29 protein-coding genes are annotated in these 25500 nt (G+C 65.7%); 10 read left to right on the top strand and 19 right to left on the bottom strand.

The window, feature by feature from the left end:
• Positions 1 to 16 precede the first annotated feature (16 nt).
• The 5 genes from D7S89_RS09475 to D7S89_RS09455 form a co-directional block, all read right to left on the bottom strand.
• The gene (locus D7S89_RS09475; protein ID WP_121277429.1) at positions 17 to 799 is read right to left on the bottom strand and encodes a metal ABC transporter permease; all 783 of its coding nucleotides are present in this window, start codon (positions 797 to 799) and stop codon (positions 17 to 19) included.
• The gene (locus D7S89_RS09470) at positions 792 to 1700 is read right to left on the bottom strand and encodes an ABC transporter ATP-binding protein (protein ID WP_245982792.1); all 909 of its coding nucleotides are present in this window, start codon (positions 1698 to 1700) and stop codon (positions 792 to 794) included. Before D7S89_RS09470 ends, D7S89_RS09475 begins: the two co-directional genes overlap by 8 nt.
• A complete protein-coding gene (locus tag D7S89_RS09465; RefSeq protein WP_121277428.1) occupies positions 1697 to 2620 on the bottom strand; it encodes a metal ABC transporter solute-binding protein in 924 nt (307 codons plus the stop codon). Before D7S89_RS09465 ends, D7S89_RS09470 begins: the two co-directional genes overlap by 4 nt.
• Positions 2621 to 2703: 83 nt before the next feature.
• Positions 2704 to 3186, bottom strand: coding sequence for a Fur family transcriptional regulator (locus D7S89_RS09460; RefSeq protein WP_121277427.1), 483 nt, complete (start codon positions 3184 to 3186; stop codon positions 2704 to 2706).
• 138 nt (positions 3187 to 3324) lie between these two features.
• On the bottom strand, positions 3325 to 3927 hold the full coding sequence (locus D7S89_RS09455; protein ID WP_121277426.1) for a LysE family translocator: 603 nt from the start codon (positions 3925 to 3927) through the stop codon (positions 3325 to 3327).
• Positions 3928 to 4023: 96 nt separating this feature from the next.
• On the opposite strand from D7S89_RS09455, the gene gcvA reads away from it, so the two are divergent.
• On the top strand, positions 4024 to 4938 hold the full coding sequence (gcvA, locus tag D7S89_RS09450; protein ID WP_342766891.1) for a transcriptional regulator GcvA: 915 nt from the start codon (positions 4024 to 4026) through the stop codon (positions 4936 to 4938).
• Between the two features lie 35 nt (positions 4939 to 4973).
• Here the strand turns inward: gcvA and kynA are convergent, their stop codons facing one another.
• From kynA to kynB, 3 genes are all read right to left on the bottom strand, one after another.
• Positions 4974 to 5915 carry a tryptophan 2,3-dioxygenase gene (gene kynA, locus D7S89_RS09445; RefSeq protein WP_121277425.1) on the bottom strand — a complete coding sequence of 314 codons (942 nt, stop codon included), beginning with the start codon at positions 5913 to 5915 and terminating at the stop codon, positions 4974 to 4976.
• Positions 5916 to 5925: 10 nt separating this feature from the next.
• On the bottom strand, positions 5926 to 7176 hold the full coding sequence (kynU, locus tag D7S89_RS09440; protein ID WP_121277424.1) for a kynureninase: 1251 nt from the start codon (positions 7174 to 7176) through the stop codon (positions 5926 to 5928).
• 108 nt (positions 7177 to 7284) lie between these two features.
• Complete coding sequence (gene kynB / locus D7S89_RS09435) at positions 7285 to 7929, bottom strand: arylformamidase (protein WP_121277423.1); 645 nt, start codon at positions 7927 to 7929, stop codon at positions 7285 to 7287.
• 132 nt (positions 7930 to 8061) lie between these two features.
• On the opposite strand from kynB, the gene D7S89_RS09430 reads away from it, so the two are divergent.
• A complete protein-coding gene (locus tag D7S89_RS09430) occupies positions 8062 to 8562 on the top strand; it encodes an Lrp/AsnC family transcriptional regulator (protein WP_121277422.1) in 501 nt (166 codons plus the stop codon).
• A gap of 29 nt (positions 8563 to 8591) precedes the next feature.
• On the opposite strand, the gene D7S89_RS09425 is transcribed toward D7S89_RS09430, so the two are convergent.
• Positions 8592 to 9524: a LysR family transcriptional regulator gene (locus tag D7S89_RS09425; RefSeq protein ID WP_121277421.1), complete on the bottom strand. Its 933-nt coding sequence runs from the start codon at positions 9522 to 9524 to the stop codon at positions 8592 to 8594.
• A 106-nt stretch (positions 9525 to 9630) separates the two neighbouring features.
• Between D7S89_RS09425 and D7S89_RS09420 the strand changes: the two genes are divergently transcribed.
• Positions 9631 to 10242 carry a short chain dehydrogenase gene (locus D7S89_RS09420; protein ID WP_121277420.1) on the top strand — a complete coding sequence of 204 codons (612 nt, stop codon included), beginning with the start codon at positions 9631 to 9633 and terminating at the stop codon, positions 10240 to 10242.
• A gap of 25 nt (positions 10243 to 10267) precedes the next feature.
• Here the strand turns inward: D7S89_RS09420 and D7S89_RS09415 are convergent, their stop codons facing one another.
• Together D7S89_RS09415 and D7S89_RS09410 are read right to left on the bottom strand one after the other, a co-directional pair.
• Positions 10268 to 10798 carry a cysteine hydrolase family protein gene (locus tag D7S89_RS09415; protein WP_121277419.1) on the bottom strand — a complete coding sequence of 177 codons (531 nt, stop codon included), beginning with the start codon at positions 10796 to 10798 and terminating at the stop codon, positions 10268 to 10270.
• Positions 10799 to 11074: 276 nt separating this feature from the next.
• Entirely contained in the window at positions 11075 to 11584 is a 510-nt protein-coding gene (locus tag D7S89_RS09410; protein WP_121277418.1) for a flavin reductase family protein, read from the bottom strand.
• Between the two features lie 235 nt (positions 11585 to 11819).
• Between D7S89_RS09410 and msrA the strand changes: the two genes are divergently transcribed.
• Positions 11820 to 12371 carry a peptide-methionine (S)-S-oxide reductase MsrA gene (gene msrA / locus D7S89_RS09405; protein ID WP_121277417.1) on the top strand — a complete coding sequence of 184 codons (552 nt, stop codon included), beginning with the start codon at positions 11820 to 11822 and terminating at the stop codon, positions 12369 to 12371.
• A gap of 167 nt (positions 12372 to 12538) precedes the next feature.
• Here the strand turns inward: msrA and D7S89_RS09400 are convergent, their stop codons facing one another.
• From D7S89_RS09400 to pdxH, 3 genes are all read right to left on the bottom strand, one after another.
• Positions 12539 to 13645, bottom strand: a complete 1107-nt coding sequence (locus D7S89_RS09400) for a DUF72 domain-containing protein (RefSeq protein WP_121277416.1) — start codon at positions 13643 to 13645, stop codon at positions 12539 to 12541.
• A gap of 26 nt (positions 13646 to 13671) precedes the next feature.
• Positions 13672 to 14886, bottom strand: a complete 1215-nt coding sequence (locus D7S89_RS09395; protein WP_121277415.1) for an SAM-dependent methyltransferase — start codon at positions 14884 to 14886, stop codon at positions 13672 to 13674.
• Between the two features lie 163 nt (positions 14887 to 15049).
• Positions 15050 to 15688, bottom strand: coding sequence for a pyridoxamine 5'-phosphate oxidase (pdxH, locus tag D7S89_RS09390; RefSeq protein ID WP_121277414.1), 639 nt, complete (start codon positions 15686 to 15688; stop codon positions 15050 to 15052).
• A gap of 149 nt (positions 15689 to 15837) precedes the next feature.
• On the opposite strand from pdxH, the gene tcdA reads away from it, so the two are divergent.
• A complete protein-coding gene (gene tcdA, locus D7S89_RS09385; protein ID WP_121277413.1) occupies positions 15838 to 16710 on the top strand; it encodes a tRNA cyclic N6-threonylcarbamoyladenosine(37) synthase TcdA in 873 nt (290 codons plus the stop codon).
• Between the two features lie 98 nt (positions 16711 to 16808).
• Here tcdA and trxA read toward each other — a convergent pair whose 3' ends face one another.
• The 4 genes from trxA to tsaE all read right to left on the bottom strand — a co-directional run bounded on the left by trxA (position 16809) and on the right by tsaE (position 20831).
• Positions 16809 to 17657, bottom strand: coding sequence for a thioredoxin (trxA, locus tag D7S89_RS09380; RefSeq protein WP_121277412.1), 849 nt, complete (start codon positions 17655 to 17657; stop codon positions 16809 to 16811).
• A gap of 90 nt (positions 17658 to 17747) precedes the next feature.
• Positions 17748 to 18635, bottom strand: a complete 888-nt coding sequence (locus tag D7S89_RS09375) for a pirin family protein (RefSeq protein ID WP_121277411.1) — start codon at positions 18633 to 18635, stop codon at positions 17748 to 17750.
• 82 nt (positions 18636 to 18717) lie between these two features.
• Positions 18718 to 20313 (bottom strand): N-acetylmuramoyl-L-alanine amidase, encoded by a 1596-nt coding sequence (locus D7S89_RS09370; protein WP_121277410.1) that lies wholly within the window; start codon positions 20311 to 20313, stop codon positions 18718 to 18720.
• Entirely contained in the window at positions 20295 to 20831 is a 537-nt protein-coding gene (gene tsaE, locus D7S89_RS09365; RefSeq protein ID WP_121277409.1) for a tRNA (adenosine(37)-N6)-threonylcarbamoyltransferase complex ATPase subunit type 1 TsaE, read from the bottom strand. The genes D7S89_RS09370 and tsaE overlap by 19 nt, the downstream gene beginning before the upstream one ends.
• A gap of 17 nt (positions 20832 to 20848) precedes the next feature.
• Here tsaE and queG point away from each other — a divergent pair, with 17 nt between their 5' ends.
• The 5 genes from queG to plsY all read left to right on the top strand — a co-directional run bounded on the left by queG (position 20849) and on the right by plsY (position 24904).
• Positions 20849 to 22114 carry a tRNA epoxyqueuosine(34) reductase QueG gene (gene queG / locus D7S89_RS09360; RefSeq protein ID WP_121277408.1) on the top strand — a complete coding sequence of 422 codons (1266 nt, stop codon included), beginning with the start codon at positions 20849 to 20851 and terminating at the stop codon, positions 22112 to 22114.
• Between the two features lie 34 nt (positions 22115 to 22148).
• Complete coding sequence (locus D7S89_RS09355) at positions 22149 to 22640, top strand: methylated-DNA--[protein]-cysteine S-methyltransferase (RefSeq protein ID WP_121277407.1); 492 nt, start codon at positions 22149 to 22151, stop codon at positions 22638 to 22640.
• Positions 22641 to 22651: 11 nt separating this feature from the next.
• A complete protein-coding gene (gene xerD, locus D7S89_RS09350; protein WP_121277883.1) occupies positions 22652 to 23596 on the top strand; it encodes a site-specific tyrosine recombinase XerD in 945 nt (314 codons plus the stop codon).
• 64 nt (positions 23597 to 23660) lie between these two features.
• Complete coding sequence (ybaK, locus tag D7S89_RS09345; RefSeq protein WP_121277406.1) at positions 23661 to 24152, top strand: Cys-tRNA(Pro) deacylase; 492 nt, start codon at positions 23661 to 23663, stop codon at positions 24150 to 24152.
• A 104-nt stretch (positions 24153 to 24256) separates the two neighbouring features.
• Entirely contained in the window at positions 24257 to 24904 is a 648-nt protein-coding gene (plsY, locus tag D7S89_RS09340) for a glycerol-3-phosphate 1-O-acyltransferase PlsY (RefSeq protein ID WP_121277405.1), read from the top strand.
• Between the two features lie 76 nt (positions 24905 to 24980).
• On the opposite strand, the gene D7S89_RS09335 is transcribed toward plsY, so the two are convergent.
• A complete protein-coding gene (locus D7S89_RS09335; RefSeq protein WP_121277404.1) occupies positions 24981 to 25466 on the bottom strand; it encodes a YajQ family cyclic di-GMP-binding protein in 486 nt (161 codons plus the stop codon).
• Positions 25467 to 25500: the final 34 nt, after the last annotated feature.

The raw sequence follows: 25500 nt of genomic DNA, 5'->3' as shown, positions 1-25500 counted from the left end.
GCTTCGAGTCGCCCGCTCAGCGTCGCGGCAACAAGCTGGCACCGTACACGATCGCGGCCAGCGCCGTGATCCAGAAGCTCGTGGGCCAGTCGGTATAGAACGCGAGCGTGACGCCGAGCCACGCCTGGGCGAGCGCGAAGACCGCCGCCAGCGCGACGCCGCTGCCGAGCCGTGTCGTGAGGTTCTGCGCGGCGGCGGCGGGGCCGACCATCAGCGTGAACACGAGCAGGACGCCGACGATCTGCGTGCAGGCCGCCACCGACAGCGCGGCGATGGCCAGAAACAGCATCGACACGAGACGCAGCGAGACGCCCTTCGCTTCGGCCAGCTCAGGCTGCACGGTCGCGAACAGTAGCGGCCGCATGATGGCGGCGAGCGCAAGCAGACACGCGACGCCGATGCCGGCCAGCACGATCAGTGTCGAGGTCGTCACCCCCAGCACGTTGCCGAACAGCAGCGCCGTCACCTGTGTCGCGTACGCAGTGAAGAAGTGCAGGAACAACAGCCCGCAGCCCAGCGACAGCGACAGCACGACGCCGATCGCCACGTCGCGTCCGGCCAGCCGTTCGCCGAGCGCGCCCATCGAGAGCCCGGCCGCGAGCGTGAAGCCGATCATCCCCCACAGCGGCGAGATGCCGACGAGCACCGCACCCGTCGCGCCGGTGAAGCCGACGTGTGACAGCGCGTGGCCCGCGAAGGTCTGGCCGCGCATGACGAGAAAGTAGCCGACGATGCCCGCGAGCACCGCGACGATGCCCGACGCGGCAAACGCGTTGACCATGAAGTCGTATTCAAACATCGTGGGTATGTCCGTGAGGATGGTCGCTGCCGCCGTGTGCGTGACCCTGTCCGTGTGCATGGCCGTGCGCGTCACCGCCGTCGTCTTCGTGTTCGTGATCGTGCTTTTCGACTTCGACATCGCCCGACATCACGAAGATGCGCCCATTCACGCGCATGACGTCGATCGCTGAGCCGTACAAACGCGACAGCACGGGGCGCGTGATGACTTCGTCGACGGTGCCGAGCGCGGCCGCGCCATTGCCGAGATAGAGCACGCGGTCGAGCGCGCCCAGCAGCGGATTCAGTTCGTGTGCCGAGAACAGCACCGTGATGCCGAGTTCGCGCTGCACGCGGCGCACGAGTTCGACGACACCGCGCTGATGGTGCGGATCGAGGCTGATCAGCGGCTCGTCGAGCAGCAGCAGCCGCGGCTTGCCGAGCAGGCATTGCGCGATCAGCAGCCGCTGCCGTTCGCCGCCCGAGAGCTCGGATAGCGGACGCGCCGCGAGCGCGCTGCCGCCGACGAGCTCGAGCACGCGATCGACGTCCGCACGCGTAGTCGCGTCGGCATGCGGTAAGCCCCAGCGATGGCCTTCGGCCGCCATCGCGATGAAGTCGCGCCCGCGCAGCCGACGGCCCGCGAGCGCACTGCGCGTCTGCGGCATGTAGCCGACCGCCGGATTGCCGCGCGTGACCGGCTCGCCCGCGACGCGGATCGTACCGCTTGTCGCCGGCACGAGGCCGAGCACGGCGCGCATCAGCGTGGTCTTACCTGCGCCGTTCGGGCCGAGCACGCCGATGAACTCGCCGTTTTCGATGGTGAGGCTCGTGTCGGCGAGGATCGTGCGCTCGCCGAGCTTCAACGTGACATTAGACAGCTCGAGCGCGTAGCCGCGGGCGGGATCGATTCGTTCGGTCATTGCTTCGCGTTGCCGAGCGCTGCCGCGAGCGCGTCGAGCTGGCTCAGCATCCATTGTTGAAACGTCTTGCCGGGCGGCTGCGTCTCGGTGACGCTCGCGGTGGGGACGTGCGAATCCTGCGCGAGCTTGAGCATGCGCCGCGTCAGGGCTTCGGTCGCCTGGCTGTTGTAGATGAGCACGCGGACCTGCTTTTTGCGCAAATCCTGCTCGAAGGCCGCGATGTCCGAGGCACTCGGCTCCGTATCGTTCATGACGGCCAGCTGAAACCGCTCGTTGCGCATAGCAAGACCGATGGCGTCGGCCATGTAGCCGAACACGGGCTCAGTGGCCGTAACCGGCACGCCCGCATAGCGCGCGTGCAACTGCGCGACCTTGGCGTCGATCGGCTTCAGCGAGGCGACGAACGTGGCGAGGTTCGCGTCATAGTCCGCACTATGTGCGGGATCGGCGGCCTTCAGCGCGTCGGTGAGCGCGTGGGCGACCTTGGGCATCGTTGCCGGGTCGTACCACAGGTGCGGGTTGTCGCCGGCATGCTTGCCGACGAGCGCAGCCGCGACGATCGTCTTGCGCTTGTCGTTCTTCGCAACCGCGAGCAGCTTGTCCATCCACGGATCGTAATCGGCGCCGTTGTAGACGACGATGTCCGCGTGCTGCAACGCGCGCGCCGTCTTCGGGCTCGCCTCGAACAAATGCGGGTCTTGGTCGGGACTGTTGAGAATGCTCTCGACGTTGACGTGCGTGCCGCCGAGCTGACGCGCGACATCGCCGTAGAAGTTCTCGGCCGCGACGATGCCTACCGTGGCCGCCTGCGCGAGTGCGGCGCCGGCCAGAGCAAACGCGGTAAGCCCTGCGGCCGCCAAGCGCCATGCGAGCGTGTGCCTGGCCTTTGCCGCCGGTTGCGGCAGATCGACTGCTTTCATGAGTTCTCCTTGGAATTGAATGGCGGCTTGTCGCTGAGTTCGTTGCTGAGTGAAGTGACGGGCGCCGCGGACGAGGGTAGCGTTCAGCGCGTGCGCGAGGCGCCGGTACGCTTGGTCTTGCAATCACCGCACAGGCCGCTGAGCTCGACGACCTGCTTGTGTACTTCGAAACCGTGCGCGGGCGGCGTGGCGGAGAGCCGTTCGGCGAGCTCCTCGCCCGGAATTTCGAGCGTGTCGCCACATTTTTCGCAGATCAGGAACTGGCTTTGATGTGGACGGCCGATCTCGCAGCAGGCGACGAATGCATTGCGCGACTCGATGCGATGCACGAAGCCGTGCTCGACGAGAAACTCGAGCGCGCGATAGACGGTGGTGGGCGGCACGCGGCCGCGCTGCGGCTCGAGCGCGGCCAGCAGGTCGTAAGCGCCGATGGGCCGCTCGGCGGCGGCGACGAGCTCATACACCTGCCGGCGCAGCGGCGTCAGCATGAGCCCGTGTTCGGCTGCGAACGTATCGGCGCGCGCAAGGCGCTCGGCAAGCGGATGGTGATGAGCGGCGGCAGACATGGCAGCGAACCGAAATGATGTTGTCAGAATGATATGTTATATCATCTCGGTATGCCAGTACTTGGTGCCGCCGCTGCGAGTCAGGCAGCGACCCGGCCGCTGGTGCCGGGCGCAATGTTGAAGTCGATGGCCGACGTCTCAGGTCGTGAACGCGAGAAATGCCGCAACGGCGATCATGCAAGCGCCGAACGCATACCCCTGAATGCGCATCGACCTTTCGCTCTTGATGCGGTTGAAGGCGACTTGCCCGCCGTAGATCCACGGAAAGTGGCACGCGAAGCCCAGCATCGTGAACACGATCGAAATCTGCATGACCTGCTGGTAGAGCGGCAGTGCCGGGCTCAGAAACTGCGAGAACAGCACGAAGATCATCGAATGAATTTTCGGGTTCAGCGAGACCGACACGAAGCCGTCGAGCATCTTGAGCCGACGCGTATCTTCACCTTCCTTCAGCGCCCCCGATTTGAAGAAGCCATAGGCCAGGTACAGCGTATAGAGGATGCCGGCCCATTTGAGCGCGTGGCCGAGCGACGGATAGCTGTGCAGCAGTCGGCTCAGACCGAGGCCATACACGAAACACCAGAACAGATTGGCGGCTTCGAAGCCGAGCCAGAACGGTGTCGCGCCGCGCACGCCGAACCTGCCGCCGACCGCGGCCAGAACTGTGTTGCCGGGTCCGGGGCTGATGATCATCGGCACGGAAAAGCCGACGATGAGTGCCCACATCTGCAACGGAATCATGCAACGCTCCCTTTACCGAAGTCACGATTCGCGTCATTAGACCCGTGCCGCATGCCTGAGCAAAACGAAGATTTTTCATGGGTTCGATAACGTGAGATGATCGAGCGCATGCGCCGATTGCCTCCACTTAGCGCGCTGCGAGCCTTCGAGGCCGCGGCGCGTCAATTGAGTTTCACCCAGGCTGCCGCCGAATTGTGTGTGACGCAGGCCGCCATCAGTCATCAAGTCCGTCAACTCGAGGATTGGCTCGGCTTCCGCCTGTTCGAGCGGCGTGGTCACGCGTTGTCGCTGACCGATAAGGGGCGCATCTATCTGGCGGAGCTCACCCCTGCGTTCGATTTGCTTGCGCGCGCCACGATGCGCGTGAGGGAAAAGGAGGACGGGCCGCTGCGCATCACCGCGCTGCCGTCCTTCGCATCGCGCTGGCTCGTGCCGCGGCTGCATGGCTTCCAGGCACAACATCCCGATATCGAGCTCAAGCTCACGAGCTCGGCCGAGCTGTGGAACGGGATGGACGACCGGTTCGACGTCGCGATCCGCTCGGGCATCGGCCGCTGGCCCGGCATGAAGTCGGAATTGATCGCACGCGAGATGCTGAGCCCGGTGTGTGCACCGCAGGTTGCAGCTGGCCCGCCCGCACTTCGTTGTCCCGATGATCTGCGTTACGCGCGCTTGCTGCACGATACGCCGAAGCACGGCTGGAAGACATGGAGCGAGCAGGCGGGCGTGCCTGGGCTCGACGGGAAGACGGGGCTTGCGTTCGACGATGCGGCGCTTGCGCTGCAAGCCGCCGTGCAAGGGCAGGGCGTCGCGCTGGGCCGCTTGATGCTGGCGGCCGACGACTTGCGCAGCGGCTTGCTCGTGCAGCCGTTCGATCTCGCGATCGCCAACGATTACAGCTACTGGCTCATCTACCCGTCCGCGAAGGCAGAGCGGCCCGACGTGGCCGCGTTTCGCCTGTGGCTGCTCGGGCAGGCGCGTGAAGCGAGGCGGCACCTGCCCGCAGCATAAGGCTGGTGCGCGGTACCGGCCTTACGTCAGGTGCGTCACAACACCGTGCGCACGTGCCACAACTCGGGAAACAACACGACGTCGAGCATCTTGCGCAGATAGGGCGCGCCGCTCGTACCCCCAGTCCCCTGCTTGTAGCCGATGATGCGCTCGACCGTCGTGACGTGACGAAAGCGCCATTGGCGGAACGCATCCTCGAGGTCGACGAGCTCCTCGGCCATCTCGTAGAGCTCCCAATGCTGCGACGGATTGCGGTAGACCTCGAGCCAGGCGGCTTCGACGGTCGCATCGTGCACGGTCGGCTGCGACCAGTCGCGCTCGAGCCGTTCGGGCGCGATCGCGAAGCCGCGCCGCGCGAGCAATCGAATGACTTCATCGTAGAACGACGGCGCTTCGAGCGCGGCCTGCACTTGTGCGAGGATATCGGGCCGATGCGCATGGGGCTTGAGCATCTGCTCGTTCTTGTTGCCGAGGATGAACTCGATCTGACGGTACTGATACGACTGGAATCCCGAGGACGAGCCCAGGTACGGCCGCATGGCCGTGTACTCGGACGGCGTCAGCGTGGCCAGCACGTTCCACGCTTGCACGAGCTGTTCGAGAATGCGCGAGACGCGCGCCAGCATCTTGAACGCGGGCGGCAACTGATCGCGCCGGACGGACTCGAGCGCTGCGCGCAGTTCGTACAGGGCGAGCTTCATCCATAGCTCGCTCGTCTGATGCTGGATGATGAACAGCATCTCGTTGTGATCGGGCGAGAGCGGATGCTGAGCCTCGAGGATCTGCGTGAGCGACAGGTAATCGCCGTAGCTCATCGACTTCGAGAAGTCGAGCTGCGCATCGTGCCAACCTTCGCCCGGGGTGGGCTCCCCGCTGCCGTGCCCGAACGGGCAGCCTTGCGCGCGTGCGGCATCGGTAGGGCTGGCGGAAGGCGCGTCGGTATCGGGCAGCTCGGGTACTTGCATAGGGTCGGTCATGTCGAAATCCTTAGGTCACCGAATGACGGGCCGCGAACTCGGGGGCCCGCCAGGCTTCGGTATCGAGTATGTCGCGCAGTGTCTCCACCGCGTCCCACACATCGACGAAACGCGTGTACAGCGGAGTGAAGCCGAAGCGCAGCACATGCGGTTCGCGATAATCGCCGATCACGCCGCGTGCGATGAGCGCCTGCATGATCTCGTAGCCGTGCGGATGCTCGAAGCTGGCATGCGAGCCACGCTGCGCATGCGCGCGCGGCGTGACGAGCGTCAGCGCGTGGCCTGCGCAGCGCGCCTCGACGAGCTCAATGAAGCGGTCGGTCAGCGCGAGCGACTTGCGGCGGATCGCGGCCATGTCGGTCTCGAGAAACACGTCGAGCCCCGCTTCGACGAGCGACATCGACACGATCGGCTGCGTGCCGCACAGAAAGCGGCCGATGCCTTCGTCGGGCGCATAGCGCGGGTCCATCGCGAACGGCTTGCGGTGTCCCCACCAACCCGAGAGCGGCTGGGCGAGCGTGTTCTGGTGACGCTTGGCGACCCATGCGAACGCGGGCGAGCCGGGGCCGCCGTTCAGATACTTGTACGTGCAGCCCACCGCGAAATCGGCGCCGACGCCGTTCAGATCGACGGGCACCGCGCCGGCCGAATGTGCGAGATCCCACAGCGCGAGCGCGCCCGCCTGATGGATCAGATGCGTGAGCGACGCCATGTCGTGCATGTAGCCCGTGCGGTAATTCACGTGCGTGATCATCGCGACGGCGGTTTCGTCGTCGATGGCGTCCGGCAGGTCAGCCGGATCGTCGACGAGACGCAGCGTGTAGCCGCGATCGAGCTGCTCGATGAGGCCTTGCGCGATGTACAGGTCAGTCGGGAAGTTCGCGCGCTCGGAGACGATCACGCGGCGGCGCGGATCGCGCTCGGCCATCATGCGCAGCGCGGCCGACAACAGCTTGAACAGATTGACCGAGATCGTGTCGGTGACGACGACTTCATCGCGGCCCGCGCCGATCAGCGGTGCGAGCTTGTCGCCGAGCCGGCGCGGCAGGGCGAACCAGCCTGCCGTATTCCAGCTGCGGATCAGGCCTTCGCCCCATTCCTGGCCGATGACGGCCTGGGCGCGGGCGCTGGCGGCCACGGGCGGCACGCCGAGCGAATTGCCATCCAGATAAATGACACCGGGGGCCAGCGCGAATCGGTTACGTAAGGGGGCAAGCGGGTCGTCGCGGTCGAGCGCGAGTGCTTCGTCACGGGTTTTCATGGTCGGGTCGATAGACGCGGAAAGAAAGTCGATGAACGGAACGAATCAGGTGAACGGCAAGCATGGCGTCGCAGCGGTAATCGCAGCGTCATGCGCGTCGGGCAGGCTTTACGCGCCCATGCTGGTGGGCAGCGCGCGCAACACCGCCCGTACCGGGCTGGCGTCGAGCGTCGCGAACTTCAGCGGCAGCGCGATCAGCTCGTAGTCGCCGGGTGCGACGGCATCGAGCACGAGCCCTTCGAGGATCGCCATGCCGTGTGCGCGCACACGCCCATGCGCCTGCATCGTCTTCGAGTCCTGCGGGTCGAGCGACGGCGTGTCGATGCCGATCAGCTTGACCCCATGCTCGGCGAGCAGATCGAGTGTTTGCGGCGCGACGGCGCAAAAGGCGCTGTCCCAGCGCTCGAGCGGGGCGCGCTCGTAGGTGCGCAACAGCACGCGCGGCGGCACATCATCGAGATGGGCACGCACGTGCTCGGGCATCACGAGCGGCGCTGCGCCGATGCAGTGGATCACGCGGCAGCGGCCCAGGTACGCGTCGAGCGGCACGGTGCCGATCGGCATGCCGCCCGCGTCGTAGTGCAGCGGCGCATCGGCATGCGCGCCCGTGTGCGGCGAGAGCGTGGCACGCGCCACGTTCACGGGCGAACCGGCCTCCATCCGCCAGACGCGCTCGATCGTGACGGGCGTGTCGCCGGGCCAGACCGGCGTGGCGGTGTCGATGGCGGGAGAGATGTCCCAGAGCGTCTCCATGTCGTCTCGTCTCTTCTGTGGGGCGATGGCTCGATGATAGGCAACTTGCCGTGCAAAGTGCTTGCGAAATCGTCGCCCAAAACGAGCCCGACTAGAACATAATTCGAGACAAGAGAAGAAAGGGGACCAAAAATGAATGCGATCTCACTCGACGCCACCGATTGCCGCATTCTGACTGTGCTGCAGAACGAGGGGCGCATCAGTAATCTGGATCTGGCGGAACGGATCTCGTTGTCGCCGTCGGCGTGCCTGCGCCGCTTGCGCCTGCTCGAGGAGCAGGGCGTGATCGAGCGGTATCGGGCGTGTCTGAACCGTGAAGCGCTCGGCTTCGAACTCGAGGCGTTCGTGCAGGTATCGATGCGCAACGACCAGGAGAACTGGCACGAGCGTTTTGCCGAAGCCGTACGGGAATGGCCGGAAGTGATGGGGGCGTTCGTCGTGACGGGCGAGAGCCACTACATCCTGCGTGTGCTCGCGCATAACCTGAAGCACTACTCCGACTTCGTGCTGACGAAGCTGTACAAGGCGCCGGGCGTCATCGACATCCGCTCGAACATCGTGCTGCAGACGCTCAAAGAGGATTCGGGCGTGCCCGTCACGCTGACGCCCGCCGCGGCCGGCGCGGCGCGTTAGGACAGTTACGGCCGTTTGGGTTAGCGACGTCAGCGTCGCTTGCGGCCCATCTTCGGCGCGCTGGCCGGCGTGGTATGGCCGGTTGCGAGCCGGGTCTCGAGGTAGTCGACGAACGTCCTCACCTTGGGACGCGGCCGTGCATCGGGCAGATAGACGAGATAGACGGGGCGCGGCACTGGGGCGAATTCCTCGAGCACGCGTACGAGCCGCCCGCAAGCGAGGTCTTCTGCCACGAGCACTTCCGGTTGCAGCAGCAGCCCGGCGCCACCCACCGCGGCCGCCCGCAGCGCGTGACCGTCGTTGGACAGGAAGCGGCCGTTCACGGGCCACACGAATTCCGCTTCGTCATCGCGCAGTCGCCAGGCCGTACGATGGTTCCAGACCGTATGGCCGAGGCAGCGATGTTGGGCGAGATCGGTCGGCGAGCGCGGCGTACCGTGCTCGCGCAGGTAGCCCGGTGCCGCGCAGATCGTCATGCGATAGGGCGGCAGTGGCTTGGCGACGAGGTCTGGATCGACGTTCTCGCCGATGCGAAATGCAACGTCGTAGCCGTCCGCGATCAGATCGACGAGTGCATTGTTGAGTACGAGCTCGACCTTCACGTGCGGATACTGCGCCAGATAGTCGGCCACGAGCGGTGCGACGACCGACGTGCCGAGCGTGACGGGCGCGCTCACGCGCAGCGTGCCCTGTGGCACCGTATTGAGCGCCTGCACCGATTGTTCTGCGGCGCGTACTTGCTCGAGCGCCGCCTTGCAGTTTTCGTAGAACGCGGCGCCGGCTTCGGTCAGGCCTTGCTTGCGCGTCGTGCGATGGATAAGCCGTGTATCGAGGCGCTCTTCGAGATGCCGCACGTACTTGCCGACCATCACCGACGACATCTCGAGCGCGTCGGCTGCCGCGCTGAAGTTGCCCGTGTCGACGACGGCGACGAACACTTCCATCGAGCGCAGCTTGTCCATGCCATTCCGAACCGTGAGTTAGCAAAGCTCGAATGATAGTGCCGTTTATCGCTGTATGCGTTCGTTCGAGAATGGGCACCTGTAAAACGAATGCGTGGAGCGGAACATGAAGACGAAGAAGGTACTGGTGGTCGGTGCCACGGGCACGGTGGGGACGGCGGTGGCCGAGCGGCTGACGGCCGTCGGTCATGAGGTGATCCGGGTGGGGCGGCGCGGCGGCGATTTGCAAGTCGACATCGCCGACGAGCGCAGCGTGGCCGCGCTGTTCGAGCGCGTTGGCCGTATCGATGCGCTCGTGTCGACGACGGGCGAGCTGCACTTCGGCGCGCTCGGCGAGATGACGAGCGCGCAGTTCGAGGTCGGCCTGCAGAGCAAGCTGCTCGGGCAGGTGCGTCTTGCGCTCGTGGGGCAGGCGTATTTGAACGACGGCGGCTCGATCACGCTGACGAGCGGCATCGTCGGCGAAGAGCCGATTCTTTATGGCGCCAACGCGACCGCGGTCAACGCGGCGATCGACGGCTTCGTGCGCGCGGCCGCGACGGAGCTCGCGCGCGGCGTGCGCATCAACTCGGTCAACCCGACGCTGCTGACCGAGTCCGAGGGCGTGTTCGGCCCTTACTTCCCGGGCTTCGAGTCGGTGCCGGCCGCACGCGTGGCACTCGCGTATCAGCGCAGCATCGACGGCGTGCAGACGGGGCGTGTGTATCGCGTCTGGTGATGCGCGCCCCGGCCGCGGGCTGCGCTCAGAACCGGCACGCGGCCGTGCTCGTGAGCGTCGCGAATGCGCCGTCCAACGTCGCGTTGTGATGGTCGATGATCGCGCGCGCCGGCAAGGCAGGCGTGTCCATGCACGTGTGCGCGTCGGTCACGAGATGCGCGCGATAGCCGAGATCGCCCGCGGCGCGGCAGGTCGCGTCGACGCAGTATTGCGTCTTCATGCCGACGATGACGACTTCGCCGATCCCTGCGTCGCCGAGCCATTGCGCGAGCGGCGTGTCGTGAAAGCAGTTGGGGCGGGTCTTGTCGAACGCCGCATCGACATGAAGCTGAGGCAGCAGTTGCGTGAGCGCGCTGCCCGGTGCGATCGGCGAGCCCGGCGGGCCGGTATGCCGGGCGGCATAGACGGGGGCGCGCGCTTCGCGTGCCCGGCGGATCAATTCGACGATGCGCTCGAGTACGCGCTCGCCTTCGTAGGGCCGTTCGGGGCCGTGAAACAGGCCGACTTGCATGTCGACGATCAACAGGGCGCGTTGCGCGCCGTTTGCCGCTTGCATGGCTTCTCCTTCTTGAGTGTGCCGGGCGTGACGCGGGCAAACAAAAGGCCCCGTCCGTTACCGGCGGGGCCTTGGGTCATCGATGAAATGCGTTGTATCGCGCTGCTCGCAAACACCGACGTCACGGCCCGCCGAAGGCGGTCGTGACGGTTGTCGTCGAAAGGGGGCGAGCGGTGAAATTCATGGCTGCATCATGCATGCTGCTCATGTCGGATGTCAACGAATCGGGTTCTATCACTGCCGCGCACGGTGCGAGGGGCACCTTCGCTTCGACGCTCAAAGCGACTTCAACCCATGGAATGCGCCGCCATGGAAAATCAGCGGCGCGATGTTTTCCGCTTCAGGATGCACGCCGCAACGCTCGACTTCTCCCACGAAGATGACGTGGTCGCCTTCCTCGTAGCGGCTGCGGTTGTGGCATTCGAACCAGGCCAACGCGCCGTCGAGCACGGGCATGCCCGTATCCCCGGCCGCATGCGAGACGCCTTCGAAGCGGTCGCCCTTGACCGTGGCAAAGCGTTTGCACAGATCGAGCTGCGACTGTGCCAGCACGTTCACGACGTAATGGCTGTTGGTCTGGAACACGGGCATCGACGCCGACCTCGTCGCCAGGCTCCAGAGCACGAGCGGCGGCGTCAGCGAGACGGAGTTGAACGAGCTGGCCGTGATGCCGATCAGTTGTCCTGACGGGGCGCGCGTCGTGATGACGGTCACGCCGGTCGCGAACTGCCCGAGGGCGCAGCGAAATGCTGCGGAATCGAAATTCGGAGGGCTCGCGCGTTTCATCGGCTCGGCGCTCCGGCTGGTGGCAACGCGTACGAGGCGGGCGCCGCGAACGAGAAAGGGGAATAGAAGGTCATATCGATAGTCGCGATCAGCCGAGATTCTAAATGAATACGTACGCGCTGCCCGACGATCTGCCGGCGCAGCCCCCGGCGGAGGCAAAACGCACTAAGCTTCTGGTGACGCACGGCGCCTGGGCGCCGCCGCAGTGCTAGGTACGCAATCGAAAGGAGCAGCCATGAGTCAGGCAAGCGAGACCGCTACGCTGGGTGGCGGGTGTTTCTGGTGTCTCGAAGCGGTCTACGTCGATGTCGACGGCGTGCAGTCCGTCGAGTCGGGCTACGCCGGCGGGAAGGTCGAGCACCCCACCTACGAGCAGGTCTGCGACGGTGACACGGGGCACGCCGAGGTCGTGAACATCGTCTTCGATCCTACGAAAATCAGCTATCGGGAGATCCTGCAGATTTTCTTTTCGATCCACGATCCGACGCAGCTCAATCGGCAGGGCAACGACGTGGGCACGCAGTACCGCTCGGTCGTCTTCACGCATTCGGACGCGCAGCGCGATAGCGCGTTCGAGGTGATCCGCGAGCTCGAACACGACAGCGTGTTCAGTGCGCCGATCGTGACCGAAGTCTTGCCGCTCGACGGCAATTACTGGCCGGCCGAGGCCTATCATCAGAACTATTTCGCACAGCATCCCGAGCAAGGGTATTGCGCGTTCGTCGTCGCGCCGAAGGTGGCGAAGTTTCGTGCGAAGTTCTCGAGCTGGATGCGGTCGGGGGTGTGAGGGTTTTCTTGGGCGGGTTTGACCTCTTGATGACGCGTCGTTGCGCAGGTCTTTGCGCGGCGGCGCACCGTCCGAGGGTGCCGTCAAGCGACGCAGACTAGATCGATAGCAAAGTTATCCCGGTTTATTCACTGGTCGAATAACTTTGATAAACCGCAGTAACTTCCCTATCGATGCGGCTCTTCGCGCATCCGCGCGCAGGCCGCAGCGATCTCCCCTGCCAGCGCAATACAAGTGAGCGGCGCAGACCCTTCCGCCTTGTTGTTCGCCACGATCAGCACCGGCTGTCCCGCAATCGCATAACGCGCCGCCAGCTCGGCCAGCGCGGCTCGCGTAGCCAGATCCTCGTCGACGAGGCGATTGAATGGCTCGTACTTCGCCTTGGCCTGCTCGTACTTGAACCCGCCGTGCAGACTCCAACGCACGATCAGCGGCCCCGCTGGCTGCTCACCGTCGAGCAGGGCAAGCGCCGCCGCTTGCCGCAACGGATCGGGCATACGCGCATGCAGTCCTACGCAGTACCGCACGCCATGTTCGCGCAGCATGCGGATCAGGCGCGGTGTCAGCAGGCACGCGTCGCGAATTTCGACGGCATAGCAGGGGCCTTCGGGGAGCGGAGGCAGGGCAGCAAGAAACGCCGACAACCGCTCCATGAACACCGCGGGCTCACCCAGCATGCGTTCGGGCAACGGCGGAAACTGGAACACGAGCGCACCGGCTTTTTCGCCGAGGCCGGCGAGACACGGCTGCACGAACTCGTTGGCTGCGAGCCTCGCATCGAGAAAGCAAGGATTCGCGGCAACGGGCTCGCCACGCTCGGCCCGTACGGTCGCATCGGTGACCGAGGCCGGCGCTTTGACGATGAAGCGAAAGCCGTCGGGCACCTGCTGCGCATAACGCAGATAATCGGCGACCGAGAGCGGTGCGTAAAACGACCGGTCGATGCTGACGGTGCCGAGCAGCGGATGCGCACCGTAAGCCGCGAGTCCGTCGCGCGCGAGCTTCGAATCGCTGTAGGCCTCGCCATAGACGATGCCCTCCCAGCCCGGAAACGACCACGACGACGTGCCCAGGTGTACCGTCGGCGGCAGCGTGCCGGCCAGCTCGCGCAATTCATCGGTGGGTTGAGCCGGGAGCACTTCGCGCGCGCGGCGGGCGCGCTTTGCCGGCTTGGCACTGCGGGTGTCGGCCGTATCGATGGGAGTGCCCGGCGCCGCTTCGGGCGCCGGCATGCCGAAAAGATCGTACTGCGGGTCTTCTTCTCTTTCTTCCATCGAAGAGCGGCGCTCGGGCGGTCAGGTCAAAGCGGCCGATCGTACATGTAGCGGCGCGACCACGGCAACGTTTTTGCACTGCGCCCTGCCTTGCGGCAGACGACTTGATAGAGCGACACGTCGTCGTGCTCGAACGCGTACGCGCAGCCGGCCAGATAGACGCGCCAGATGCGGAACTTCTCGTCCTCGACGAGCTTCTTTGCCTCCTCGGCCTTCGCCTCGAAATTCTCGGCCCAGATGTCGAGCGTATGCGCATAGTGCCGGCGCAGGCTTTCGACGTCGGAGGCCTCGAGCCCGCCGCGCTGCAGCGATTCGAGCACGAGACCGATGTGGGGCAGTTCGCCGTCGGGGAACACGTAACGATCGATGAACTCACCGCCGCCGAGTGCGGTTTCGCCGCTGTCGTAATCGGTCGACGTGATGCCGTGGTTCATCGCGATGCCGTCGTCGGTCAGCAGCTCGCGGATCTTGCCGAAGTAATCCGGCAGATTCTTGCGGCCCACATGCTCGAACATGCCCACGCTCGTGATGCGGTCGAACTGGCCTTGCACGTCGCGGTAGTCCTGCAGGCGAATCTCGATGCGATCGGCGAGCCCGGCGGCCTTCACGCGCTCGGTCGCGAGATCGAACTGGTTCTGTGACAGCGTCACGCCCACGCACTGCGCGCCAAATTTCTGCGCGGCGCGCAGCACGAGCGCGCCCCAGCCGCACCCGATGTCGAGCAGGCGCTGTCCCGGCTGCAGTTGGATCTTCGTGAGGATGTGGTCGATCTTCTTGAGCTGGGCCGTCGCGAGATCTTCGTTGCCGTTCTCGAAGTACGCGCACGAATAGACCATGTTCTCGTCGAGCCACAGCTTGTAGAACTCGTTCGAGACGTCGTAGTGATACTGGATGGCCTTTTTGTCCGACGTTTTCGTGTGACTGAAATAGCGACGCACGCGGGCGAGCTTGCTGGCGTTCGTGACGGTGCTCTTCGCCAGCGAGTAGCCGATATCGATAATGTCGGACAGCTTGCCTTCGATATCGATCTTGCCCTTCACGTAGGCCTCGCCGAGATTGTCGAGGCTCGGATCGAGCAAGAGCGGCAGTGCCGATGCGTGATTGACCTTCAGCGTGACCTGCGGCGCCGCGAATTGACCGAAGTCGAGCTGCTGCCCGTCCCAGAGGACGAGGCGCGCGGGCAGGTTCGTTTTCTTCCGCACTTCTTCTACCCACTGCGCCAGCTTTTTCTCCCAGAACATGCGATTCTCCGTGTCCGTTGAAAATGAAAGCAGAGCAAAGCTTGCCGTGGCGGCCCGCGCGGGGCGATGCCGGACGGCAGGGACTGCGAAAACGGTCAAACGTCGGGCCGTGCGGCCTCTTGTGGCGATGGCTGCCCGTGTGCGGGCAGCCGGGCCGGTCGCGTCACGGCGATAACCGTCCGATTCGCCAGCGGCCGTCGGCTTCGCGCGTGTACACGATGCGATCGTGCAGGCGCGACGGACGGCCCTGCCAGAATTCGATGGCTTCGGGCACGAGCCGGTAGCCGCCCCAATGCGGCGGGCGCGGCGGGTGCTCGCCGAAGCGCTCGGCAAACTCCTTCTCGCGGGCATCGAGCACCGCGCGGTTCGCAATGACGCGGCTTTGCTCGGAGGCCCATGCGCCGATGCGCGAGCCGACCGGGCGCGAGGCAAAGTACGCGTCGCTTTCCTCGGGGCTCGTCTTCACGACGGTGCCTTCGATGCGCACCTGGCGCTCGAGCTCGATCCAGTAAAAGAGCAGGCTCGCATGCGGATTGGCTGCGAGATCCTGGCCCTTGCGGCTTTCGTAGTTAGTAAAGAAGACAAAGCCGCGTTCGTCGACCCCTTTGATGAGCACGATGCGTGCAGAGGGACAGCCGCGCGCATCGACGGTCGCGAGCGTCATCGTGTTCGGCTCGGGCAGCTGCGCGTCGAGCGCCTGCTTGAACCAGATATCGAACTGGCGGATCGGATCGGCCTCGACGCTCGTTTCGTCGAGCGAGCCGCGTGCGTAGTCTTTGCGAAGTTCGGCAAGTTTCGTCATGTTTCTTATGCGACCGCTTCAATCAGGGCCAGTATAGCCAAGGCAGGAAAAACGTGCGTCGGGCTGCGCAGGCGTCTTTCCGAATGAAAGGCGCTGGGCGCCATTCAGGCACAATACGGGCTTCGAACGCCAGCCAATCCGCACGCATCATGTCCGTCCATCGCGCCCAAGCGACGAGCCCCGATATTACCTCCGCCGACTTGCCCGGCAATGACCTGGCGCAAGCCGATCGCGCGCGACGCTTTGGCGGCGTGGCGCGACTTTACGGCACGCGCGCACTTGCAGCATTCGAGCGCGCGCACGTGGCCGTGATCGGCATCGGCGGGGTCGGCTCGTGGGTGGCCGAGGCGCTCGCGCGCAGCGCGGTCGGCACGCTGACGCTGATCGATCTCGACAACGTCGCCGAAAGCAATACGAACCGTCAGGTGCACGCGCTCGACGGCAACTACGGCAAGCCAAAGGTCGAGGCGATGGCCGAACGCATCGCGCTGATCGATCCTGCCTGTGACGTGCGTCTCGTCGAGGATTTCGTGGAGCCCGACAATTTCGATGCGCTGCTCGGTGGCGGCTTCGATTACATCGTCGACGCGATCGACAGTGTGCGCACGAAGACGGCGCTGATCGCATGGTGCGTCGAGCGGGGGCTGCCGCTGATCACGGTAGGCGGGGCGGGCGGCCAGCTCGATCCGACGCGTATCCGCATCGACGATCTGGCGCTGACGATTCAAGACCCGCTACTGTCGAAGGTGCGCGCGCAGCTGCGCAAGCAGTACGGTTTTCCGCGCGGGCCGAAAGCGAAATTCAAGGTCGGCGCGGTGTATTCCGACGAGCCGCTCATCTATCCCGAGACGGCTGTCTGCGACGTGGACGAGGGCGCGCAGCACGTGGCGACCTCGCCGGGCCACGCGGGGCCGATCGGACTGAACTGCGCGGGTTTCGGCTCGAGCGTTTGCGTGACCGCCAGCTTCGGGTTCGCCGCGGCCGCGCACGTGCTGCGCGCGCTCGCGCGGGCAGCCGGCTGAGGTCGAAGCTGCCGCGCGCGCCGCGTGAAGAAAGGAATCGGCTGATTAATCGGCTGACTACTCGCGGCTGACTAATCGGATGACTAATCGGCCGACGATCAGTGCAGCACCGCGCTGAGCTTGCGGCGCCAGGTCGACACGATGTCCGGCCGGTGTGCGGCGAGATCGAACACCGACAGCATCGTCTTGCGTCCGACGTCGTCGCCGAACGAGCGGTCGTGTTGCACGATCTTCAGCAGGTGCTCGAGCGCGCCTTCGTAATTGCGCCGCGCGATCAAGGCATTGGCCAGATCGAGGCGGGCTTCGAGATCGACCGGATTCTCCGCCACACGCGCTTCGAGCGCGTCGGTTGGGGGCAGGTCGGTCGCGATGTCGAGCGCATCGAGCCGTGCCTTCAGCGCGTTGTAGCGCGCGTCGATTCCCTGCGTGACCTTCGGCGACAGCAGTTGCACTTCACTACGGGCGTCCTCGACGCGTTCCTGGTCGAGCAGCAGCTCGATCAGATCGAGACGCGCCTCGTCCAACCCGGGATCGAGCGCGAGCGCCGCTTGCAGATGATCGAGCGCTGCGGCCAGATCGCCGCTCTCGAGCGCCACGAGCGCCTCGCGGTGCTCGAGCTGCGCCGGATTGGGTACGAGCCGGTCGAGGAAGGCACGCAGCTGGCCTTCGGGCAATACGCCGGTAAATTGATCGACGGGACGCCCCTCGACGAAGGCCACCACGTGCGGAATGCTGCGCACCTGAAAGTGTGCGGCGAGCGGCTGGTTTTCGTCGACATTGACTTTGACGAGCCGCCATTTGCCTGCGTACTCGGTCTCGAGCCGCTCGAGCAGCGGGCCGAGCGACTTGCAAGGGCCGCACCACGGCGCCCAGAAGTCGACGAGGACCGGGGCGAGCATCGACGCGTCGATCACGTCCTTTTCGAAAGTGGCCAGGGTGGTGTTCATCGCTTCCTCTCATCCTCGTAACAAGTCGATCTGCACACACAGATGGGGCCTGCCCCGCCTCGTTTCAACCCAGGCGTATCCGCGTCGACGCTAGTGTTTGGCGGAGGCGCGTTCGGGAAGCGGAATCCATTGCGTTTCGCCGGCAATGGTGCCCATCGTCTGCTCCGTCCAGGCGCGCTTGGCCTGCTCGATGCGCTCGCGCGAACTGGCGACGAAATTCCATTCGATGTAGCGCTCGCCCGGGAGTTTCGCGCCGCCCAGCAGCATCGCCGTCGCGCCGCCCGCGCTGGCGAGCGAGGCCGTTTCGCCGGGGACGAGCACCGCCATCTGGCCGATTGCGAGCGGCTCGCCGTCGATGCTCAGATCGCCCTCGACCAGATACACGCCGCGCTCCTCGTGCTCCGGCTCGAGCGCGAACGCACCGCCCGGTGCGAAGCGCACGGCTGCATACAGCGTCGGCGAGAACGTGCGGACCGGTGAGCGCACGCCGAACGCGGTGCCGGCAATGACATCGAGGACGACACCATTGCGTTCGACACGTGGCAGCGTAGCGGCGGCATGATGCTCGAACGACGGCGCATCGTCCTCGTGCTCGAGTGGCAACGCGACCCAGGTCTGGATGCCGTGCATCACCGAGCCGGCCGCGCGCATGTCTTCGGGCGTACGCTCCGAGTGCACGATGCCGCGTCCGGCCGTCATCCAGTTCACGTCGCCGGGGGTGATTCTCTGTACCGACCCGATGCTGTCGCGGTGCTGGATCGCGCCGTCGAACAGGTAGGTGACGGTAGCCAAGCCGATGTGCGGGTGCGGCCGCACGTCGAGGCCGCCACCCGGCGGCAGCGCGGCCGGGCCCATGTGGTCGAAGAAAATGAACGGGCCGACGAGACGGGTGGCCATCGCGGGCAGCACGCGGCGCACGACGATACCGCCGACGTCACGCTGCGACGGCTTGAGAATGGCTTTGATCACGGATGTCATGACGCGCTCCTGGTCGGGCTCGGGCGGACTGCCCGCCGCGGCCCATTCTACCCGGGGCGCCGGCGACAGACCGGGGACGCGATCAGGTCATACGGTTCTTGGCGAGCGGCGGATTGGCGGCGAAGTAACGCTTGATGCCCTTGAGGATCGCGCCCGCCATCTGGCTGCGGTAACTGTCGTCGTTGAGCCGCGTCTCTTCTTCGGGATTGCTGATGAACGCCGTCTCGACGAGGATCGACGGGATGTCAGGCGCCTTCAGCACCGCAAAGCCCGCCTGTTCGACCGAGCCCTTGTGCAGCTTGTTGATTTCGCCGACTTCCTTGAGCACGAAGTCGCCGTAGCGCAGGGAGTCGCGGATCTGGGCCGTCGTCGACATGTCGAACAGCGCGCGATTGACCGTCGCGTCCTGCGTCGAGACGTTGATGCCGCCGATGACGTCGGAGGCGTTTTCCTTCGTCGCCATCCAGCGCGCGGCGGCGCTCGATGCGCCATGCTCGGACAGCGCGAAGACCGACGAGCCGCGCGCGGCCGACGTGGTGAACGCGTCGGCGTGAATCGACACGAACAGATCGGCGCCGACCCGCCGCGCCTTCTGCACGCGCACGTTCAGCGGCACGAAGAAGTCGGCGTCGCGCGTCATCATCGCGCGCATGTTCGGCTGGGCGTCGATCAGCGCGCGCAGCTTCTTCGCGATGTCGAGCGCGATGTGCTTCTCGTACGTGCCGGCGCTGCCGATTGCTCCCGGGTCCTCACCGCCATGGCCCGGGTCGATCGCGACCGTCAGCAGACGCACGGTGTTGCCCGATTTCGGGGCGGTGAAGCGGTAGGTGTCATCGTCGGCGAGATTGTCGTCGCGATCGTTGCGCGCAACGCCGTCGTTATTGCCGTTGCCGTTACGGCGCGCGATGACGGGCGGGGCGGGCGGTGGTGCAGCAGGGCTGGGCCGCTTGCGCGGCACGCTCGTGCCGGGCGTGCTAGTGCCCGGCGCGCCAGAGGGCGTGTTCTGCGCATAGCGCTCGAAGAACGCGTCGCTGTTGTCGGCTGGCGGGCTCGGCGGCACGGGCGGGGCGACCGGACCGGCAAGCGGCGCTGGCGTGTCGCTGCCGGCCTGGTTTTCGCTTTCGTTGAGGCGCTTTTCCTTGTGCTCGGTCTGCGCGAGCAGTTCCATCAGCGGATCGGGCGCGACGGTCGGATACAGGTCGAGCACGAGCCGGTAGCGATAGGTGCCCACGGGCGGCAGCGAAAACACCTGTGGCTTGACCGAGCCCTTCAGGTCGAACACGAGTCGCACGACATGCTGCTGATATTGCCCGACGCGCACCGTGCGGATCTGCGGGTCATTGGGTGCGATCTTCGAAACCAGATCACGCAGCGCCTGATCGAGATCGAGGCCGTTCAGATCGACGACGAGCCGGTCGGGCCCTTGCAGCAGCTGCTGCGTGTTCTGCAGCGGCTGGTCGGATTCGATCGTCACGCGGGTGTAGTCGCGCGCGGGCCACACGCGCACGCCCAGCACCGAGCTGGCCCACGCCAGCCGCGGCGCGACGAGCGGGGCCGCGAGCCCGAGGATGAGTGTCGACGCGCCGGCGCGCAGCACCTGGCGGCGGCGCCAGTTGTGCGTGGCCGTCGCTGCCGATTCGATCGATTTGAACGGCTTGATCAACATCTTTCGAGACATGCTTTTCCTGATTCGCTATACGCACGCGCGTCGAGCACGCGGCTCTCGCCGTCGGCTTCGAGCGCCAACACGAGATCGGGCACACCGAGCAGGACGCCGGCCTTTTGCGGCCATTCGACGAGGCACACGGCGCCGGTGTCGAAGTACTCGCGAAAGCCTGCGTCGGCCCATTCGGCCGGATCGGCAAAACGGTAGAGATCGAAGTGATAGACCTCGAGCTCGCCGCCCTCGCGCGCGAGCGCGTACGGTTCGACGAGCGTGTAGGTCGGGCTGCGCACGCGGCCCTGGTGACCGAGACCTGCGAGCGTGGCGCGCACGAGCGTGGTCTTGCCGGCGCCGAGGTCGCCGAACAACTGCACGTGCAGGCCGTGGAAAGCCGGCAGCGTCCGTATGCTGTCGATGGCATGGGCCAGGCGCGCGCCGAATGCGTCGGTGTCGGCAAGCGTGGCGAGCGAGATGCGGCGCTCGAGCAACGTGCTGGCGCAGGGATAAAGCGACGGATCGGGCGCTGCGGGCATTCTCGTAAAATAGCGTGATGAAACGATGTTCGGAACACGCCGCATCCCGCACCGACGCTCACGCGTCCGACGAGGCCCTAGCGTGTCGCGAAGCCGAAGCCGCCACGTGCAGCCTCGATACCGCGGCGCTGGCTGCGCTCGCGCAACGCATCAAGACGTGGGGCCGGGAACTCGGGTTCGGTCAAGTCGGTATCAGCGACACGAATCTCGCCGACGCCGAAGCGGCGCTTGCCGCCTGGCTCGAGGCGGGTTGCCACGGCGAGATGGATTATATGGCGAAACATGGCGCCAAACGTGCGCGTCCGGCCGAGCTTGTGGCCGGCACGCGACGCGTGATCACGGCGCGCATGGCCTACCTGCCGGCTGCGACGCTGGCGCCCGAGACCGGCGAAAGCGGCGCCGCGCACGGCGATTGGCGTGCGCGCGAGCATGCGCGTCTGGCCGATCCGTCGGCGGCCGTCATCTCCATCTATGCGCGCGGCCGCGACTATCACAAGGTCATGCGCCAGCGGCTCCAGCAGCTCGCCGAGCGCATCGAAGGCGAGATCGGCGCTTACGGCTATCGCGTATTCACCGACTCGGCGCCCGTGCTCGAAGTCGAGCTCGCGCAAAAAGGGGGCATCGGCTGGCGCGGCAAGCACACGCTGCTGCTCGAGCGCGACGCGGGCTCGCTGTTCTTTCTGGGCGAGATCTACGTCGACCTGCCGCTGCCGACCGATGTCGAGATGGCGCCAGACCAGACGCCGCGCACGGCCGGCGCCCATTGCGGGCATTGCACGCGCTGCATCGATGCCTGCCCGACTGGCGCGATCGTCGGGCCGTATCGCGTCGATGCGCGGCGCTGCATTTCGTATCTGACGATCGAGTTGAAGGGCAGCATTCCCGAGGAACTGCGGCCGCTGATCGGCAATCGCGTGTATGGTTGCGACGACTGCCAGCTCGTCTGTCCGTGGAACAAGTTCGCGCAAGCGGCGCCCGTCGCCGACTTCGATGTCCGTCACGGGCTCGACCGCGCCACGCTCGTCGAGCTGTTCGACTGGAGCGCCGACGAGTTCGACACGCGTATGCAAGGCAGTGCGATCCGCCGCATCGGCTACGAGCGATGGCTGCGCAATCTGGCCGTTGCGATGGGCAACGCACTGCGTGCGGCCGACGCGCTCGCGCTCGATGCGACCGAGCGCGAGCGGATCGTCAGCGCGCTGCGCCGGCGCGCCGACGATCCGTCGCCGGTCGTGCGCGAGCACGTGCAATGGGCGCTGGCGGCCGCACAACCGGCCGCCTAGCGCGGCGCACGACCACGGACAAGGGAAGAGCGCGATGACGAGATTCAATGCCGTAATCGAAGCGCCGTTCGGCAAGGTCGGCATTCGTGTGGATGCCGCAGCCGGCGTTGTGCAGGCCATCGAATATTTGCCGGCGACGGTGCCTGGCGTGGCGCCCGATTCGGCGCTGGCCGAGGAGGTGGTGCGCCAGATCGAGCAGTATCTGGCGTGCCCGAGCGTCTCGTTCGACGTGCCGCTCGCCGACGTCGGCACGCCGTTCCAGCGGCGCGTCTGGCAGGCGCTGTGCGAGATCGCGCCCGGCCAGGTGCTCACGTATGGCCAGCTCGCCGACCAGCTCGGCGGTGTCGCGCGTGCGGTCGGCCAGGCTTGCGGCGACAATCCTTGGCCCATCGTCGTGCCGTGTCATCGCGTCGTGGCCGCCAATGGCCTCGGCGGATTCGCGCACCACTCGGGCGACGGCTTCTTCCTGCGCGTCAAGCGCTGGCTGCTCGCGCACGAAGGGCCGCAAGGCAACCTGGGACTATGAGCGATACGACGATGCCCGCCATCGCGCCCGATGCGGCGCCGGCCAATGAGGAGGCCGCTGCCCGTGCGGCTGCGAGCGCGCTCGCGATCGACACGTTTTGCGACGCGCTGTGGCTCGAGCACGGGCTCTCGCGCAATACGCTCGATGCGTATCGGCGCGACTTGAAGCTGTTCGCGCAATGGCTCGCCCAGGTGCACGGTCTCGCGCTCGAAGCCGCCCATGAAACGCACGTGAACGGCTATCTGGCCGCGCGCAGCGACGGCAAGGCGACTTCGGCGAACCGCCGGCTCTCGGTGTTTCGCCGCTTCTACGCATGGGCGATCCGCGAGCATCGCGCTACGGCCGATCCCACGCTGAAAATCCGTTCGGCCAAGCAGCCGCCGCGCTTTCCAGGCACGCTCAGCGAAGCGCAGGTCGAGGCGTTGCTCGCGGCCCCGGACATCGCGACGCCGCTGGGCCTGCGCGATCGCACGATGCTCGAGCTCATGTACGCGAGCGGGCTGCGCGTGAGCGAGCTCGTGGCGCTGAAGTCGGTCGAGGTGGGGCTCAACGAGGGTGTCGTGCGCGTGATGGGCAAGGGCTCGAAGGAGCGGCTCGTGCCGTTCGGCGAGGAAGCGCACGGCTGGATCGAGCGCTACTTGCGCGAGGCGCGCGGCGCGCTGCTGGGTGCGCGTGCAGCCGATGCGTTGTTCGTGACGGCGCGCGGCGAGGGCATGACGCGCCAGCAGTTCTGGAACATCATCAAGCGCCATGCGCGCGCGGCCGACATCAAGGCGCCGCTGTCGCCGCACACGCTGCGCCACGCGTTCGCGACGCATCTGCTCAATCACGGCGCCGACCTGCGCGTCGTGCAGATGCTGCTCGGTCACGCCGACATCTCGACCACCCAGATCTACACGCACGTCGCGCGCGAGCGTCTGAAGATATTGCATGCAGCCCATCACCCGCGCGGCTGACGGTGCTCCGCTTCGGCGGGCCGGCGCCGCGATCGCATTTGCAAATTGCCCTTAAAATGCGCCGATGAGCAAAACAAAACATGTGTCGGAGACGCCGGCCACGCAACTCCTGCGTCGCCATCAGGTGAGCTTCGGCGAGCATCCGTACGATTACGTCGAGCATGGCGGCACGTCCGAGTCGGCCCGTCAGCTCGGCGTCGACGAGCATCATGTCGTGAAGACGCTCGTCATGGAGGACGAGCACGCCAAGCCGCTGATCGTACTGATGCACGGCGACCGCACGGTGTCGACGAAGAACCTCGCGCGGCAGATTGGGGCCAAGCGCGTCGAACCGTGCAAGCCCGAGGTCGCGAACCGGCATTCCGGTTATCTGGTCGGCGGCACGTCGCCATTCGGGACGAAGAAGGCGATGCCGGTCTACGTCGAGGCGAGCATTCTCGAGCTCGATGCGATCTATCTGAACGGCGGGCGGCGCGGCTATCTGATCAGCATCGCGCCGTCGGTGCTGGCGCAACTGCTCGCCGCGCAGCCCGTGCAGTGCGCGAGCGTCGATTGAACGGGCCGCACCCTTCGGTAGAATGAGCGCCGCGCGGCGTGTGCCGCAGCCTTCGCTGCCGCCTCGCCACGCATTCCCCACGCCACGTTGAAAGAGTCCTCTCTATGGAAATCCTGCTCGCCACCGTACTGGCCTATCTGCTCGGATCGGTGTCGTTCGCCGTCGTCGTCAGTGCCGTGATGGGGCTCGCCGATCCGCGCTCATACGGTTCCAAGAACCCCGGCGCAACCAACGTCCTGCGCAGCGGCAACAAGAAAGCGGCCATCCTCACGTTGCTCGGCGACGCGTTCAAGGGCTGGCTCGCTGTCTGGCTCGTTGCGCATTTCGGGCCGCACTATGGGCTCGGCGACGGTGCGATCGCCCTGGCGGCGATCGCCGTGTTCCTCGGCCACCTGTATCCGATCTTCTTCAAGTTCCAGGGCGGCAAGGGGGTGGCGACGGCAGCGGGCGTGCTGCTGGCCGTGCATCCGGTGCTGGGCCTGGCGACGGCGCTGACGTGGCTCATCATCGCGTTCTTCTTCCGCTATTCATCGCTGGCCGCGCTCGTCTCCGCCGTATTTGCGCCGCTGTTCGATGTGTTCCTGTTCGGCCCCAACACGATCGCATGGGCGGTGTTCGCCATGAGCGCGCTGTTGATCTGGCGCCATCGGGCGAATATCTCGAAGCTGATCGCGGGGAAGGAAAGCCGTATCGGCGAGAAGAAGGGCGCGGCGCAGCAAGACGGCAGCGGCGCGCAGGCCCGCAAGCATTGAGATCGAGGTGAGGCGCCGACGTGCGTCGGCTCGGGCGCCTCGCAGCCTCGACCGGCGAGGCTGCGCCTCAATCGCCTCAGTCGCGGAAGTTATTGAAGTCGAGCGGCGTATCGGTGACGTCCTTGCGCAGCATCGCGATCACACTTTGCAGATCGTCGCGCTTGGCGCCCGAGATGCGCACGGCATCGCCCTGGATGCTCGCCTGCACCTTGATTTTGCTGTCCTTCACGAGCCTGACGATCTTCTTCGCGAGATCGCCCGACACGCCCTTCTTCACGGTGACGACCTGCTTGACCTTGTCGCCGCCGATCTTCTCGATCTTGCCGTAGTCGAGAAAGCGCACGTCGACGTTGCGCTTGGCCATCTTCGACACCAGCACGTCCTTCACTTGGCCGAGCTTGAATTCGTCGTCGGCGAACATCGTCAGTTCGCCTTCTTTCTGCTCGACTCGCGCGTCGGATCCCTTGAAGTCGAAGCGCGTCGAGATTTCCTTGTTGGATTGCTCGATCGCATTTTTCACTTCGACCATATTGGCTTCGCAGACGACATCAAACGACGGCATATTGATTTCTCCCAGGTAAGGCGGCGGTGCCCGA

Origin of the sequence: Trinickia fusca (assembly GCF_003628145.1) — a bacterium.
GTDB classification, from domain to species: domain Bacteria; phylum Pseudomonadota; class Gammaproteobacteria; order Burkholderiales; family Burkholderiaceae; genus Trinickia; species Trinickia fusca.
This window is presented reverse-complemented; position numbering and strand designations above follow the sequence as displayed.

Bases quoted from the DNA above. Each gene is read 5' to 3' on its own strand.
- plsY (WP_121277405.1), top strand. From the start codon at position 24,257: ATGGAAATCCTGCTCGCCACCGTACTGGCCTATCTGCTCGGATCGGTG.
- D7S89_RS09420 (WP_121277420.1), top strand. From the start codon at position 9,631: ATGAAGACGAAGAAGGTACTGGTGGTCGGTGCCACGGGCACGGTGGGG.
- D7S89_RS09335 (WP_121277404.1), bottom strand. From the start codon at position 25,466: ATGCCGTCGTTTGATGTCGTCTGCGAAGCCAATATGGTCGAAGTGAAA.
- D7S89_RS09395 (WP_121277415.1), bottom strand. From the start codon at position 14,886: ATGTTCTGGGAGAAAAAGCTGGCGCAGTGGGTAGAAGAAGTGCGGAAG.
- trxA (WP_121277412.1), bottom strand. From the start codon at position 17,657: ATGAACACCACCCTGGCCACTTTCGAAAAGGACGTGATCGACGCGTCG.
- D7S89_RS09370 (WP_121277410.1), bottom strand. From the start codon at position 20,313: ATGTCTCGAAAGATGTTGATCAAGCCGTTCAAATCGATCGAATCGGCA.
- D7S89_RS09465 (WP_121277428.1), bottom strand. From the start codon at position 2,620: ATGAAAGCAGTCGATCTGCCGCAACCGGCGGCAAAGGCCAGGCACACG.
- D7S89_RS09400 (WP_121277416.1), bottom strand. From the start codon at position 13,645: ATGGAAGAAAGAGAAGAAGACCCGCAGTACGATCTTTTCGGCATGCCG.
- ybaK (WP_121277406.1), top strand. From the start codon at position 23,661: ATGAGCAAAACAAAACATGTGTCGGAGACGCCGGCCACGCAACTCCTG.
- queG (WP_121277408.1), top strand. From the start codon at position 20,849: ATGAAACGATGTTCGGAACACGCCGCATCCCGCACCGACGCTCACGCG.
- D7S89_RS09425 (WP_121277421.1), bottom strand. From the start codon at position 9,524: ATGGACAAGCTGCGCTCGATGGAAGTGTTCGTCGCCGTCGTCGACACG.
- D7S89_RS09355 (WP_121277407.1), top strand. From the start codon at position 22,149: ATGACGAGATTCAATGCCGTAATCGAAGCGCCGTTCGGCAAGGTCGGC.
- xerD (WP_121277883.1), top strand. From the start codon at position 22,652: ATGCCCGCCATCGCGCCCGATGCGGCGCCGGCCAATGAGGAGGCCGCT.
- D7S89_RS09455 (WP_121277426.1), bottom strand. From the start codon at position 3,927: ATGATTCCGTTGCAGATGTGGGCACTCATCGTCGGCTTTTCCGTGCCG.
- D7S89_RS09375 (WP_121277411.1), bottom strand. From the start codon at position 18,635: ATGACATCCGTGATCAAAGCCATTCTCAAGCCGTCGCAGCGTGACGTC.
- D7S89_RS09475 (WP_121277429.1), bottom strand. From the start codon at position 799: ATGTTTGAATACGACTTCATGGTCAACGCGTTTGCCGCGTCGGGCATC.
- D7S89_RS09410 (WP_121277418.1), bottom strand. From the start codon at position 11,584: ATGAAACGCGCGAGCCCTCCGAATTTCGATTCCGCAGCATTTCGCTGC.
- pdxH (WP_121277414.1), bottom strand. From the start codon at position 15,688: ATGACGAAACTTGCCGAACTTCGCAAAGACTACGCACGCGGCTCGCTC.
- msrA (WP_121277417.1), top strand. From the start codon at position 11,820: ATGAGTCAGGCAAGCGAGACCGCTACGCTGGGTGGCGGGTGTTTCTGG.
- kynA (WP_121277425.1), bottom strand. From the start codon at position 5,915: ATGACCGACCCTATGCAAGTACCCGAGCTGCCCGATACCGACGCGCCT.
- tcdA (WP_121277413.1), top strand. From the start codon at position 15,838: ATGTCCGTCCATCGCGCCCAAGCGACGAGCCCCGATATTACCTCCGCC.
- D7S89_RS09470 (WP_245982792.1), bottom strand. From the start codon at position 1,700: ATGACCGAACGAATCGATCCCGCCCGCGGCTACGCGCTCGAGCTGTCT.
- tsaE (WP_121277409.1), bottom strand. From the start codon at position 20,831: ATGCCCGCAGCGCCCGATCCGTCGCTTTATCCCTGCGCCAGCACGTTG.
- kynB (WP_121277423.1), bottom strand. From the start codon at position 7,929: ATGGAGACGCTCTGGGACATCTCTCCCGCCATCGACACCGCCACGCCG.
- D7S89_RS09460 (WP_121277427.1), bottom strand. From the start codon at position 3,186: ATGTCTGCCGCCGCTCATCACCATCCGCTTGCCGAGCGCCTTGCGCGC.
- gcvA (WP_342766891.1), top strand. From the start codon at position 4,024: ATGATCGAGCGCATGCGCCGATTGCCTCCACTTAGCGCGCTGCGAGCC.
- D7S89_RS09415 (WP_121277419.1), bottom strand. From the start codon at position 10,798: ATGCAAGCGGCAAACGGCGCGCAACGCGCCCTGTTGATCGTCGACATG.
- kynU (WP_121277424.1), bottom strand. From the start codon at position 7,176: ATGAAAACCCGTGACGAAGCACTCGCGCTCGACCGCGACGACCCGCTT.
- D7S89_RS09430 (WP_121277422.1), top strand. From the start codon at position 8,062: ATGAATGCGATCTCACTCGACGCCACCGATTGCCGCATTCTGACTGTG.